The 14,464-nt window shown below is 63.9% G+C and carries 6 protein-coding genes, 1 tRNA gene and 2 rRNA genes (1 of these 9 only partly in view); 3 read left to right on the top strand and 6 right to left on the bottom strand.

Annotated elements, in window-relative coordinates:
* Nucleotides 1–41: 41 nt before the first annotated feature.
* Both galA and KV697_RS18935 read right to left on the bottom strand, forming a co-directional pair.
* Nucleotides 42–2,927, bottom strand: a complete 2,886-nt coding sequence (gene galA / locus KV697_RS18940) for a beta-galactosidase GalA (protein WP_219019493.1) — start codon at nt 2,925–2,927, stop codon at nt 42–44.
* Complete coding sequence (locus tag KV697_RS18935) at nt 2,924–5,719, bottom strand: glycosyl hydrolase 115 family protein (protein WP_219019492.1); 2,796 nt, start codon at nt 5,717–5,719, stop codon at nt 2,924–2,926. Before KV697_RS18935 ends, galA begins: the two co-directional genes overlap by 4 nt.
* A gap of 183 nt (nt 5,720–5,902) precedes the next feature.
* On the opposite strand from KV697_RS18935, the gene KV697_RS18930 reads away from it, so the two are divergent.
* Entirely contained in the window at nt 5,903–7,024 is a 1,122-nt protein-coding gene (locus tag KV697_RS18930) for a glycoside hydrolase family 43 protein (protein ID WP_219019491.1), read from the top strand.
* A gap of 164 nt (nt 7,025–7,188) precedes the next feature.
* Complete coding sequence (locus KV697_RS18925) at nt 7,189–9,048, top strand: glycoside hydrolase family 97 protein (protein WP_219019490.1); 1,860 nt, start codon at nt 7,189–7,191, stop codon at nt 9,046–9,048.
* 458 nt (nt 9,049–9,506) lie between these two features.
* Here the strand turns inward: KV697_RS18925 and KV697_RS18920 are convergent, their stop codons facing one another.
* On the bottom strand, nt 9,507–11,189 hold the full coding sequence (locus KV697_RS18920) for an alpha-L-fucosidase (protein ID WP_219019489.1): 1,683 nt from the start codon (nt 11,187–11,189) through the stop codon (nt 9,507–9,509).
* Between the two features lie 296 nt (nt 11,190–11,485).
* Here KV697_RS18920 and KV697_RS18915 point away from each other — a divergent pair, with 296 nt between their 5' ends.
* On the top strand, nt 11,486–11,761 hold the full coding sequence (locus KV697_RS18915) for a DUF4142 domain-containing protein (RefSeq protein WP_257575448.1): 276 nt from the start codon (nt 11,486–11,488) through the stop codon (nt 11,759–11,761).
* A 236-nt stretch (nt 11,762–11,997) separates the two neighbouring features.
* On the opposite strand, the gene KV697_RS18910 is transcribed toward KV697_RS18915, so the two are convergent.
* From KV697_RS18910 to KV697_RS18900, 3 genes are all read right to left on the bottom strand, one after another.
* Nucleotides 11,998–12,074: transfer RNA gene (locus KV697_RS18910), tRNA-Met, on the bottom strand.
* 120 nt (nt 12,075–12,194) lie between these two features.
* A 5S ribosomal RNA gene (rrf, locus tag KV697_RS18905) occupies nt 12,195–12,309 on the bottom strand.
* 138 nt (nt 12,310–12,447) lie between these two features.
* Nucleotides 12,448–14,464, bottom strand: a 23S ribosomal RNA gene (locus tag KV697_RS18900); it runs 774 nt beyond the window's last position.

Raw genomic sequence — 14,464 nt, 5'->3', positions numbered from 1 at the left:
TCTGAATTCCGTTCACGCTGAGCGAAGTCGAAGCGCACGGATCAACGCTCCCGAACCGAAATCGTCCGCCCCAATCCCGACGCCTTACCAGGCGCCGCCTCCACGACCAGCACGACCTGCCGCTCGCCCGCCCCGGCCGGGAACGGCACCATCAGCGGCGCGCCCGCAAGGTCCGTCTTCTCCGCCCGCTTCACCCCATCGACCCAGGCCTCGGCGCGCCCGACGACCTCGGCGAAGACCACTGCACCGCCCTGCTCGGCCACCCGGCGGCGCGGCCTGAAGCTGGTGCGATAGGTCGACCACACGCCCTCGCCCGGTCCCTCCAGTCGTCCGGGCCGTGCATAGACCAGGCTGTTCATGTCATTGCCCGCATAACGTCGCAGCGGATCGGGCCGGGTCGCGGTGAAGTCGCTCCGCTTCCAGTCGGTCAGCATCGCCACCGGCCGGGTGGCAGGAAGCACGGGCAGAGGCTCGGCGGCGATCACGCGCACCGCGGCGCGCGCAGGTTTCAAGCCCGGCGCGGTCGCCTCGACGGTCAGCGTCCCCGCCCCCGCCTCGGCACGGACCAGCGCCTGGGCGAGCCCGTAGAACAGGCGGCGCGCGGGCACCACCTCGGAATCATGATCGTTCGGATCGCCATTGCCGACGCCGATCACCGCGCCCCGCGTCACTCGGAAGCTCACCGGCGCATCCGCATCCGGCACCACCCGCCCGCGGGCATCGACTGCCATCACGGTAAAGGGCTGCACGTCGCTACCCGTGCCCAGCATCCCGCCCCGATCCGCGACCAGCTTCAACGCGACCGGCTTGCCCGCCGTCTCGACCAAAGTCCGCGACACCTCGCGCCCGGCGCGATAGCCGACCGCCTCCAGCCGTCCGGGGCTATAGGGCACTTGCCATTCGGGCATCGCCAACCGGTCGACCGTCTTCGTGCCTAAGCTCTTTCCGTTCAGGCGCAGCTCGACCGTCTCGGCATTGGTCAGCGCCATTACCCGGATAGCCTGCCCCTCGCGCCCCGGCCAGGTCCAGTGCGGCGCGATGGCGAGGGCGGGCGCATCGTCGACCCATTGTGCGCGACGCAGGTGGAAGGCCATCTTGGCGAAACCGCACAGATCCATGATGCCGAACACGCTGCTGGTCGTCGGCCATTCGAACGGCGTCGGCTCGCCATGATAGTCGAACCCCGTCCATACGAACGTTCCCGCGACGAAGGGCCGCGTGTCGATCATCCGCCAACTTTCGTGATGGGTCAGGCCCCATTCGGCGGCGTCGGTGTCGTAGGAGCTGACCTCATGCGCGGCCATGTCGGTCTTCCACACCCCGCGAGTCATGAAGGCGCTGGTATCCTCCGAACTGGTCATCGGCTTGGTCGGATGCGCCGCATGGAAGCTGTCATAGCGGCGATGCTGGTAGTTGAAGCCCATCACATCGACCGCATCCGACACATTGAGCGGGGAAAACATCCCGTCGTTCATCGCCGCCGTGACGGGGCGCGAGGTGTCGAATTGCTTCACCGCCTCGGCCATGCGGCGAACCATCTCGTAACCCTGCTCGGTGCCCTGCATCGGTTCCTCGTTGAAGACCGACCAGAGGAAGACGCTAGGATGATTGCGGTCGCGGCGGACCAGCCATTCCAATTGGCGGAGATAGTCCGGGCTTGGGTTGAAGTTACGGTTCTCGTCCATGACCAGCATCCCCAGCCGGTCGCAGGCATCGAGCAGTTCGGGCGCGGGCGCATGGTGCGAACAGCGCAGCGCGTTGCAGCCTATCGCCTTCAGCCGGCGGATGCGCCACTCCCACATCGCATCGGGCATGGCGACGCCGACCCCGGCATGATCCTGATGGACGCAGACGCCCTTGATCTTGGTCGCCACGCCGTTGAGGTAGAAGCCGGTGCCTGCATCGAAGCGGATCTCGCGGAAACCGATCCGGGTGGCGCGGGCGTCGATCGGCTTGCCGTCGCGCAGCAGCCGCGTCTCCACCCGGTAGAGGGTCGGCTGGTCCACCGACCAGAGTTGCGGCGATGTGACCGGGATCGTGACCTTGGCCTCGGCGGTCTTGAGCGGATCGACGGTCACGTCCGCCTCCGCCCGACCGATGGTGCGGCCCGCCGGGTCGATCAGCACCACCTCGGCCCGCACGGTCGCCGCCGTCTTCTGGATGTTGGAGACGGTCAGCGCGATCGGGACCGTCCAGCCCGTACCCTCGCGACGCGGATCGGCGTGCAGGCCATCGGTGACGATGCTCACCCCGTCGCGCACCGCCAGCCAGTTGTGGCGATAGAGCCCCGCGCCCTCATACCACCAGCCCTCCATCGTCTCGGCATCGACGCGGACAGCCAGCGTGTTCAGCTCCTCGCCGAACCGGGCATAGGGGGTGATGTCGATCAGGATCGCGGTATAGCCGCTGAAGCTGTGCGCCACGAGCACGCCGTTGAACCAGACCTTGGCATTGGTCGCCGCCGCGCCCAGCTGCACCTCCAGATAGCGGCCGCGCCATTCGGTCGGCAATTTCAGCGTCCGGCGATACCAGCCGATCCCGCGCCGCCGATACCCTTGCGCGACATTGGCCTTGGGATCGACCACCTCCTCCATCGCCCAGTCATGCGGCAGTTCGACGCTGCGCCAGTCGCTGTCGTCATAGCTGACCGCCGCCGCCCCCTGCGCGATCCCGGCCTTGGCATTCTGGTAGCTTTCCTCATGCCCCAGGATCGGCGGCACTGCGATGTCGCCCTTGTGGAACAGCCAGCCATCGTCAAGCCGGAACAGGCTCGGGTCGCCGACGAAGGGCGGCTCGGGCATGGCCTCGAACGGCGCGGGTGCGTCGCCGCTGTCGAGCATCACGGGACGGTCCGCCGCCAGAGCGGGCTCGCCCAGCGCGGGCGCGGCCAGTCCGCTGGCGATCAGGGTGCGGCGGGTCACGGTCATCGGGCAGTCTCCGGGAGGGGCGCATAAAGCGGGCGGGCGCCATCGAGCACCAGCTCGACACGATCGAGGGTCAGTCCGGGATCGAGCGGCACGATCGCCACCCGGTGATCCCCGGCGGCGAAGCTCTTGAGCGGCAGGCTTACGACGGCGGTGTTGGTCAGGACATTCTGCCGCCACTGGTCACTACGGCCGATGGTCGCGAAATCGACCGTCTGCCACTCGCCGTCGTCCAGCCGGACGGCGGCGCGCAAGCCGTGCGCGGGATCGCGGGGATGCGTCGGCAGCGCGACGACGCGCAGGGTCCCGCCAGCCTCGGTCATGGTCGCGAACCGCCAGGTGGCGGGCGTCCCTTGCGCCGCCGAGCCGCGCGTCGGCAGGGTCAGCTTCGCCCGCAACGCGCCATGCTGGCTGCCGAGGTCGGGGATCGCTTCCCAATCTCCACCATAGCGCGCCGCGAGCGCAAGCATGGTGACGCGGCGTTCGTCCTCGATCGCCATGCCCGGCTCGACCTTAGGCGGGGCGAGCGCGGTCGCATGGACGACCACCGGCTGCTCGCCACAGCGCAGTGTCACCGGCCCGACCGCGCCCTTGCCGTCATAACGCAGCGTCATCCGCTGCTCGTACCCGCCGCGCTCATTCAACTCGCCCTTGTCCTGCGACAAGGTCAGGCCCGCCGGCATGTCGCTTATTGCCCATGAAGTCGCCTGTGGCTGATGCTGATACAGGGTCACGGGTCGCTCCGCCGGAACGCCACGGGTGAAGGTCAGGACATTCTCATCGCCGATCCATGCGCCCCAATGCCCGGTGGCGCAGCCGCTCTGAGTAGAGGGCTGCCAGCTCGGCCACATCGGCTCGGAAAAGACGGGCAGACGGCGCGGGGCCATGTCCATCATCCCGCGCCACTTGCCCCCGGCCAGCGCGTTGTAGCGCGCCGTGTACCCTTCAACCATCGCTTGGGCCGTTTGTGCGTGACCGACGTAGAAATTGGGGCTAGCCCGCTGATCCCGCGCGTAGAGTTCAGCAAGGTCGAGCGACAAAATGCGTGTGTTCAGCCACGCCGCACCCCGCACGGGATACAGCACCAATTCGTGGAACGCGTCGCTCCGGTCTTCGGGTAGCCGCTTTGCGATCTCCGCCGCCTGCACCACAAGCGCCTGATAGGCGGCGATCCGCGCCTGGGCTTCCTCGCCATCGGATTGCACGTAACCGCTCGGCCGGTTGGGCGTGACCCATTCGGTCTGGCCGAAGCCCATGAACTCGGGCTTGCGCGGCCAGGCCAGGTCATAGAAGCGCATCATCACATCGGCGATACTGCCCGCCTCCGCCTCGCCGAACTGCTCGGCCATGAAGCGGCGCAGATGCTCGCGCGGCGATTGGTCCAGCAGCCTGGCGTCGAAGGCTAGGTCCAGGAAATATTGCGAGAGATATTCGATTGGCTTGATGTCACCGACATTGACCACCCAGATGCGCCGCGCGTCGGTCGCCCAGGCACGCCCCATTTCCTCGCGGATCAGCGCGGGATGCGTAGTTCCCAGCCACAAATAGTCGTGCGGCCGCCCCCAATAGGATAGGTGGTAATAGACCCCCGCCCCGCCCGGCCGCTTCTGCTCCTCGGGCGTACTCAACCGTCGCAAATAGCCGTAATTGTCGTCGGTCCACATCAGCGTGACGTCGCCCGGCAGGGTCAGGCCTGCGTCATACGCCTCCTGCAATTCATGATAGGCGACATAAAGCTGCGGTACCTGTGCCGCTGGTTTGCCCAGCGTATCGGCCAGAAGCCCACGCTGCCGCCCGACCACATCCTCCAATATGCTGCGCCGCGCCGCCGTGGTCGTCACGCCCTGCATCGGCCCGTCATGCAGGCCGCGCAGGCCGACCGTGTAGAACGCCTCCTGCCCCTTGGTCTCGCCGACCCGCTCGCGCCAATAGTCGAGGATCGCCTGGGGCCGCCGGGTGAAGTCGAACCCGCCGCGCTGTCCCTCATCCCATTCGCGCAAATTGTTGCGGAGCATCGGCTCGGCATGGGAGCTGCCGATGACGATGCCGTATCGCCGGGCGAGTGGCGCATTGCCCGGATCGCCGAAGAACGGCGTTGAGACGGAATGCATGGCGGGCCAGAGCGTATTGGCCTTCAGCCGCCACATCAGCTCGAAGACGCGGGCATAGGTCTTCGGTCCGATATTGCCCTTGGCCGGGTCGAAGGTCTTCGCCGCCCATGGCTCCAGCCCCCAATCCTCGTCGTTCAGGAAAATGCCGCGATATTTGACCGATGGCGCGAGCGAGACGAAGGGCGCGTCATCGATCGTGATCCGGTCGCGACGGCGTGGGGTGACATCGGCCCACCATTCCCAGGGCGACACGCCCAGCGCGCGCGACAGGTCGGTCACGCCATAAGCCGCGCCCCGCGCATCCGATCCGACGATCAGCAGATAGCGCCGCCCGGCCACGCTCGCCCCGGCCCGGACATAGCGTTCCCAGCCGCCGGTGATGGGCGACAGGTCGACCCCGCCCTCTCGCGCGAGCCGCTGCACCACCGGCGAGGCGGTCGTACCGATGACGACGCACAGCGTCGCGCAGTTCCCCGCATCCTCGACGATTGCTCCCGGATGGCCGCCCAGCGCGGTCAGGTCACGGGCCAGCAGTGCGGCGGCGATCCGCGCCGTCCCCTCGCCATCCGCCACCGCCAGCAGGTTCGCCCGCGTCAGGTCCAGGTCGGCGGCCCGAGCGGCCGGGGCCATGCCCAGCACCGCTGCCAGGCCCGCGCCCATGACCGTGATCCTCGCCCGCTTCATCCGCCCGCCCCCTCGATGATCGGATCAGTCTAGCCCGGCGGAGCAAGCTGTAAAGCTCATTTGCCTGACCAATTAGACGCCCATTACGGGCCAGTAACTCACGCGTCTTTTCGCGCTCGCCCTTGCCAAAAGCCTGACAAGTATACCACACATGACGGCAACAGATATATCAGGAGGCGTAGCGTGAAAGTTTCAACCGGGCTGGCGTGGCTCGTCGGAGCGATCGTCGTGCCGCTCTCGGTCGGCCTCGCCCAGACGGTGCAGGACCCGCCACCACCCGCTGGCAAGCAGCTGCAACTCGTCGAGCGGCTGGCACGCCCTCAAGCCGCGCCCCCGGAAAAGGCCCGAAGCGCCTATCTGCTGGTCTATTTCAAGGAGCACGTCCATTCACTCCATTTCGCGGTGTCGCGCGACGGCTATAGCTTCACCGACGTCAACAACGGCCAACCGGTCCTGTCCGGCGCGGTGGTGGCGGCGCAGAAGGGCATTCGCGATCCCTATCTGATGCGCGGGCCGGACGGCGCCTTCTACCTGACCATGACGGACCTCCATATCTACGCGCGGGAGGTGGGATTGCGGACGACCCAGTGGGAGCGGCCCGAGGCGGTCTATGGCTGGGGCAACAACCGCAACCTGATCCTGATGAAGAGCACCGATCTGATCCATTGGAGCCACGCACGGGTCGACGTGACGCAACTATCCCCGGCCTATCGCGACGCGGGCATCGCCTGGGCGCCCGAGGCGATCTACGATCCGGCGCGGCGGCGGATCATGGTCTATTTCTCGACCCGCATCCGCAACGGCCTCAACTACCTCGTCTATGCCTATGCCGACCCGGCTTTCCGCAAGCTGAGCGCGCCGGAAAAGCTCTTCCCCTTCCCACGTGCGGGCAAGAGCACGGTCGATGCGGACATTACCCGCGTCGGCGGCCGCTATCACTTGTTCTTCAGCACCGATGACGGAAAGGGCAATATTCGCCAGGCCGTCTCCGACCATATCAACCGCGGCTATGTCTATGACCCCACCAAGGTCGATCCGGAGGCGGTCGGGACCGAGGCGCCGATGGTCTGGCGCCGTCATGGCACCGACACCTATGTCCTGATGTACGACGTCTATGCCGCCAAACCCAACAATATGGGTTTTTCGGAGACGACGGATTTCCGTACCTTTCGCGACATCGGCCATTTCAACGCGCCGGACTCGCCGATGAGCGCGACGAATTTCACCTCGCCCAAGCACGGCTCGGTCATGGCGATCACCCCGGCGGAGGCGGACCGGCTGGAGCGTTATTTTGCGGGCGGCTGAAGCGGTTTCGTTCATGAAAATTGCAACGAAATGTGAAAAAGCCAATTCGCGTCTTGCAAGCATCATATTTCAGTTTCACAAATGAAAATATCAAATGTGAAGGGAGAGGTTCGGGACAGGCCATCAGGATGCGCCGTCCCGACCGTAAGAAGAGGGCCAGGAACATGACGGGTATCAGGGGTTTGCGGTTGCGGGCGGGGACATGTGGCTGGGCGATCGCCTGCTGCGCGGCCATGGCGGCGGCATCGGGGGCACAGGCCAAGACGGTGGCGGTCGCCAGCCCGGACGGCAAGGTTCAGGCGATCCTGTCGGACGATGGCGGCAAGCTCCAATATCGCGTGACGATCGACGGGCGCTCGATCCTCGCTCCCTCGCCGCTGGGCATGAAGGTCGACGGCGTCGAACTGGGCAATGCCGCGCAGATCGGCGCGGTGCAGCGCAAGTCGGTCAACAGCCGCTATCGCTTCTTCGGCGGCAAGCCCGAGGCGATCGACCAAGCCAATATCGCCAGCGTCGCGCTGACCACCGGCGGCGTGCGGTTCGAGGCCGATGTCCATGTCGCCGATGATGGCGTCGGCGTCCGTCTGCGCCTGCCCGCCAAGGCCGGTCGCCAGGTCGAAGCGGACCGGTCGGGCTGGAAGCTCGCCGCCGCCAACCCGCGCGTCTGGGCGACGCCGCTCGATCCCGGCTATGAAGCCATCTACGAAACCAAGACGCTGGGCCAGCTGACCGGCAAGGCGCTGGGCATGCCGCTGACCGCCAAGATCGACCGTTATTATGTGACGATCAGCGAGGCGGCGGTCGTCAACTATGGCGACATGGGCATGACGCCCGACGCCAGCGGCCTACTCCAGGGCAGCCTCTATGCCGATCCCAAGGGGTGGAAGACCGACGAGGCCGTCGTCCAGCCATGGCGCGTCACCATCGTCGCGCGCGACCTGACCACGCTGGTCAACACCACGTTGATCCAGAACCTCAATCCCCCCGCGCCCGCCGCGCTGGCCAAGGCGGACTGGATCCGCCCCGGCGTATCGTCCTGGCAGTGGCTGGCGATCGGCGCGCCCAAGGAAGACGACCAGCATCAGTGGGTCGATTGGACCAAGCAGCTCGGCTATCGCTATTATCTGGTCGACGAAGGATGGGCGCAGTGGAAGCGCCCGTGGGAGACGCTGGAGGATACCACGCGCTATGCCCTTTCGCAGGGCGTCGACATCTGGGTCTGGGTCGACAGCAAGGAAATGTTCGATCCGGCCCAGCGCCGCGCTACGCTGCGCCGCTATGCCGATATGGGCATCGTCGGGGTGAAGGTCGACTTCCCGCAGCATCCCGATCACATCTGGGCCACCTGGTACCAGGATTTCGCCCGCGATGCGGCGGCCGACAAGCTGATGGTCGATTTCCACGGCGCGCTGAAGCCGACCGGCACCGAGCGGACCTGGCCCAACGTCATGACGCGCGAAGGCGTGCGCGGGCATGAATGGCACATCACCCGCTACAAGCGCGTGCTGCCGGGCGACCATGACACGATCCTGCCGTTCAGCCGCTATGTCGTCGGACCGGGCGATTACACGCCGACCGTGTTCGAGACCAAGGAGCTTCAGGGCAACAGCTGGTCGCACGAGCTGGCGCAGGCGATCATCTTCACCTCGCCCTATCTGTCGATGGGCGGGCACCCGAAGACCTATCTGGAAAACCCCGCGCTCGACGTGCTGAAGGCGATCCCGGCGGTCTATGACGAGACGATTGTCCTGCCCGGCAGCGAGCCGGGCACCCTGGCGGGCTTTGCCCGGCGGCGCGGCAAGGACTGGTTCGTGGGCGTGATCAACGGCACCACGGCGCGTCCGCTGAAGGTCGACCTGCGCTTCCTGGGCGCGGGTCAGTGGAAGCTGGTGTCGCTGGCCGACAATCAGGCCAAGCCCGATGCCTATGACCGTACCGAACGGACGGTCGGTGCGACGGACTCGATCGACACCAGCCTGCGCACCCAGGGCGGCTATGTGGGCTGGCTGCGCGCGGCAAACTGACCGACGCATAGGCGACAGGGATCGGGGCCGGGGATCATCTCCCCGGCCCCGATTTCGTTTGTGCCGAGTGCACCCGTCATGGCGAGCGAAGCAATCCAAGCCATCGCGATCCGGCTCCGGATTGCTTCACTATAATAGGATGACGCAGCGTTGATCCGAGCTTGGCCCCTCCCCTTCAGGGGAGGGGTTGGGGTGGGGCATTGCCACTGGCGCGGCGTTTGCGGAAACGCCCCACCCCCCGGCCCCTCCCCTGAAGGGGAGGGGTGGGTTAGACCGATGGCACCTCGCTCGAAGCGCGTAATGGCCGGAAGACGCGACCTCAGCCCCATACATCCAGCGTAGGTTGCTATCACGGCCGGACGGTCCAAATGATAAGGCCCGGCGCGTCGATGACGGCCGGGCCTTATCATTTGGTCTGCTGGACGAAGGGATCGCACGACGCGGCCCCTCCCCGATCGTCAGGCGGTGACGCCGTTGCCCGAAATCACCAGTGGGACGCCGATCTCATGACGTGCGCCCTGGGGCAGCGTGACTTCCAGCGCCTCGGCGGTGCGCTTAAAGGGTAACGGGGTGTTGTCGCCCTGGATCATCACCCGCTGGATCTGCCCCGCCATCGTCGGGTTGTCCTGCCCTAGCAGGGTCATCCGCGCGATGCCGTCCTCCGGCCAGCCCATCACCAGCGCATGGAGATTGCCGTTTCGCGTTACATAGCGCACGTCGCGCGCCGTATAGGGCGACTTCGGCCCGCCTTCGGAGAAGTTGCCCGAATTGGGGCGGGTCGGACCTTCGCCGTTCAGCTTCCACGGACGGCTGCCATAGATGGCCTCGCCATAGCGGCCCATCCATTCGGCGATGCCGTTGACGACCTTTTCTTCCTTGTCGTCGATCGTGCCGTCGCCACGCATCGGCACCGACAGCATCAGATTGCCGTTCTTCGACACCACGTCGCACAGCGTATGGATGACGTTCGCCGGCGTCTTGTAGCCATCGTTATTGTAGGTATCGATGTCGTAATGCCAGCCGCCGATGCAGGTATCGGTCTGCCACGGGAAGCGCTCGATATAGTTCTTCCCGCCGCGTTCGACGTCGTCGACGATACCCATGCGGCGCTGCGGCGGGGTCACCTTGCTGGTGACGACGGCCTCCAGGCGTCCGCCGTTCCACTTCATCGACTGGTTGTAGAACCAGGAGGTGAAGTCCAGGCCATATTGCTCCAGCGGCAGGTCGAAATTGTCGAAATAGACCATGTCCGGCCGATACTTCTCGGCCAGGTCCTTGACCCGGAGCAGCCAGTTGGCGGCGAAATTCCCGGCGGGCACGCCTTCGTTCCACATGCCGTCGGTCGCGTCATGCCAGGCATTGGCCTCCGCCTCGGTGCGGATGCCATCGGGCATCGGCATGTGACGACCGACATAGAGTTGCTGGGGGTCCAGCCCTTCCCACCATTGGCCACGCCCTTGCGCGGCGGTCAGCTTATAAGCGTCATAGCGCTCGCCCGCGCGCGGGCCGGCCGGATCATAGCCATAGGCGGGCTGGTTCCAGTGCCAAGCATGAGCGGAATGGTTTGACACCGCAAAGCGCAAGCCCCGCGCGCGCGCGCCCTTTTCCCATTCGGCGATGATGTCCCGGCGCGGCCCAACGCGCGTCGTGTTCCACGCATGATATTTGGAATTATAGGTGTCGAGATTGTCGTGGTGGTTGGCCAGCGCCATGAAATACTTCGCACCCGCTTTCTTGTAGAGGTCGAGCAAGCGGCCCGGATCCCAGCGATCCGCCTTCCACATATTCTGGATCTGCATGAAGCCGACATCGGCGGGGTGGCCATATTTCTTGACATGGTGCTTATAGGCACGGGTGCCGGGGATATACATGTTGCGGGCGTACCAATCGCCCTCTTCGGGCACGCACTGCGCGGTCCAGTGGGCCCACATGCCGAACTTGGCGTCACGGAACCAGTCGGGCACGCTATAGCCGGAGGTCAGCGATTCCCAGTCCGGCGTAAATCGCGCCGGTGCCGGTACATTCAACGCACGCCCCGCCCCCGTCGCCTGCCGCGCCGTCGTGACCGCCGATGCCGCAGCCGGTGCCAATGCCGCCGCCGCGATCGCTCCCCCGATCATCTCGCGTCTATTCGCCGTCATCCATCTCTCTCCTGACATCGATCCGGTCGCTCGCACCGGTGCTTCCCAAGGCCATTTGCCGAACTACGCCGGCCAATTTCACTCTCTTATGTGAAAGCGACATGTTATAAGCGCGAACCTAATCCACATTGGTCAGGTTTGGCAAGGGATGCTCGACGGGCTGGCGGAGTCTTTATGACAGCTAATTCATATGGCAGATGCTACAGGATGATGCCGGTCGCGAAGGGTCAGTCTTTTTATTTCATGCACATGGTAAGTCGAAGGGCTAAGACGCTTTCGAGATGGAGACGTCGCGGTTGGCGCTGACGAACGGCGCTTCGCCCTCGGTGAAGTCCTATGCCCAGAAGATGATCGACGCCCATACCGGCTCGACCGCGAAGCTGAAGACGCTGACCGCCGGGATGAGCCCGGCGCTGCCCCCCGATGCGACGCTGAACGCGCAGCAACAGGCGACGCTGGACCAGTTGAGGTCGCTGAATGGCAAGGCGTTCGACGCGGCGTATATTGCCGCGCAGACGTCGCGGCCATCAGCAGACGCTGGATGCGCTGAAGGCGTATGCGACGACGGGTGACGTGGCGCCGTTGAAGAGTTTTGCCAGCGCGCCTCATCTCGATGGTGACGGCGCATCTGAACATGGCGAAGGGGCTGAAGGCGTAACCTTGGTCGGGCTTCGGCTCGATCGGGCCAAATAAGCAAAAGGGCGGACGTGGCGAATGCCACGTCCGCCCTTGGCGTATCAGGAGCATGAGGAAACGCGGAAAGCCGCCTCGGGGTATCCTGAGACGGTTGTGTTTGCAGGTTGTGTGATGGTTGCGGGGGCAGGATTTGAACCTGCGGCCTTCAGGTTATGAGCCTGACGAGCTACCGGGCTGCTCCACCCCGCGACGCTAGCTGAGCCGCACGGCGGCACGCTTCACGCGTGGTGTCGTGGGGCTTAGCGCCCCGGGCTGGATTGGCCCGAGGAGACGAGTGAATGGGTTTTGTGTGTATTCGCGGACTGTAATGCCTGGCGACGCCCTACTCTTCCACTGCTTGAGCAGTAGTACCATTGGCGCAGTCGGGTTTCACGGCCGAGTTCGGGATGGGATCGGGTGGGACACCGACGCTATGGCCACCAGGCAATAGAGTCCGCGAATACTGACCCTCGAGGGTTGGCTCGAGGGTGTGTGGGTATAAAATCGATGCGTGCACTGGCTGTATTGATGACCGCACCCGTATTGCCATCTAGCCCAGGGCTGATGGTGGGGGTGTGGAGCTCTCAAGCGCGAATAGGACAATTAGTATCGGTTAGCTCCATGCGTTACCGCACTTCCACATCCGATCTATCAAGGTCGTGGTCTTCGACCGTCCTGAGAAATCTTATCTTGAGGGAGGCTTCCCGCTTAGATGCTTTCAGCGGTTATCCCGTCCGTACATAGCTACCCTGCTGCGCCGTTGGCACGACGACAGGTACACCAGAGGTACGTTCAACCCGGTCCTCTCGTACTAGGGTCAACTCCTCTCAAATTTCGACGCCCACGGCAGATAGGGACCAAACTGTCTCGCGACGTTCTGAACCCAGCTCACGTACCACTTTAATTGGCGAACAGCCAAACCCTTGGGACCTGCTCCAGCCCCAGGATGTGATGAGCCGACATCGAGGTGCCAAACAACCCCGTCGATATGAGCTCTTGGGGGTTATCAGCCTGTTATCCCCGGCGTACCTTTTATCCGTTGAGCGATGGCCCTTCCACGAGGGACCACCGGATCACTATGACCGACTTTCGTCTCTGCTCGACTTGTCAGTCTCGCAGTCAGGCTGGCTTATGCCATTGCACTCTAACAGACGGTTTCCAACCGTCCTGAGCCAACCTTCGCGCGCCTCCGTTACTCTTTAGGAGGCGACCGCCCCAGTCAAACTACCCGCCACAGAGGGTCCCTGTACCGGTTTCACGGTACGAGGTTAGACATTAAACAACAACAGGGTGGTATTTCACCTATGGCTCCACATCGGCTGGCGCCAATGCTTCAAAGCCTCCCACCTATGCTACACAGTTCTTGTCCAATGCCACTCTGAAGCTGCAGTAAAGGTGCACGGGGTCTTTCCGTCTAACCGCGGGTACTCCGCATCTTCACGGAGAATTCAATTTCGCTGAGCATGTCCTGGAGACAGTGGGGAAGTCGTTACGCCATTCGTGCAGGTCGGAACTTACCCGACAAGGAATTTCGCTACCTTAGGACCGTTATAGTTACGGCCGCCGTTTACCTGGGCTTCATTTCAGAGCTTGCACTCCTCCACTTAACCTTCAGGCACCGGGCAGGCGTCAGGCCCTATACGTCGTCTTGAAGCCGACTTAGCAGAGCCCTGTGTTTTTGCTAAACAGTCGCTACCCCCTGGCCTGTGCCCCCCATGAGAGCTTGCGCTTACATGGGGCCTCCTTCTTCCGAAGGTACGGAGGCAATTTGCCGAGTTCCTTCAGGACACTTCTCTCAAGCGCCTTGGTATACTCTACCTGACCACCTGTGTCGGTTTCGGGTACGGTCTATACGGTGGGGCTATTTCCCGGGACAGTTTCGAAGCCTGACCAATCCGATAAGGTCAGACAACACACACCATCCGTCACACACCACCAGGCCCACGAATATTAACGTGGTTCCCATCGACTACCCCCTTCGGGCTCGTCTTAGGGGCCGGCTCACCCTGCGCGGATTAGCCTTGCGCAGGAACCCTTGGTCTTTCGGCGAGAGGGCATCTCACCCTCTTTATCGCTACTCATGTCTGCATTCGCACTTCCGATACCTCCACGACCCATTACCAGATCGCTTCGCAGGCTTACGGAACGCTCCGCTACCGCGTGCACAAAGTGCACACCCTAAGCTTCGGTGCGTGTCTTGAGCCCCGTTACATCTTCGCCGCAGAAACCCTTGTTTAGACCAGTGAGCTGTTACGCTTTCTTTAAAGGATGGCTGCTTCTAAGCCAACCTCCTGGTTGTTTTGGGATTTCCACATGCTTTCCCACTTAGACACGACTTGGGGACCTTAGCTGTAGGTCAGGGCTGTTTCCCTTTTGACGACGGACCTTAGCACCCGCCGTCTGTCTCCCGAGTATCACTCATAGGTATTCGGAGTTTGGTTAGTATTGGTAGATCTCGCGACCCCCGCAACCATCCAGTGCTCTACCCCCTATGGTGTCCGCTCGAGGCACTACCTCAATAGTTTTCGCGGAGAACCAGCTATTTCCCGGCTTGATTGGCCTTTCACCCCTAAGCACAACTCATCCGGTAACTTTTCAAC

The sequence above is a fragment of the Sphingomonas sanguinis genome (genome assembly GCF_019297835.1).
Lineage (GTDB): Bacteria > Pseudomonadota > Alphaproteobacteria > Sphingomonadales > Sphingomonadaceae > Sphingomonas > Sphingomonas sanguinis_D.
This window is presented reverse-complemented; position numbering and strand designations above follow the sequence as displayed.

Coding starts and splice junctions, on each gene's coding strand:
- galA (WP_219019493.1), bottom strand. CDS start 2,927: ATGACCGTGACCCGCCGCACCCTGATCGCCAGCGGACTGGCCGCGCCC.
- KV697_RS18935 (WP_219019492.1), bottom strand. CDS start 5,719: ATGAAGCGGGCGAGGATCACGGTCATGGGCGCGGGCCTGGCAGCGGTG.
- KV697_RS18925 (WP_219019490.1), top strand. CDS start 7,189: ATGACGGGTATCAGGGGTTTGCGGTTGCGGGCGGGGACATGTGGCTGG.
- KV697_RS18920 (WP_219019489.1), bottom strand. CDS start 11,189: ATGACGGCGAATAGACGCGAGATGATCGGGGGAGCGATCGCGGCGGCG.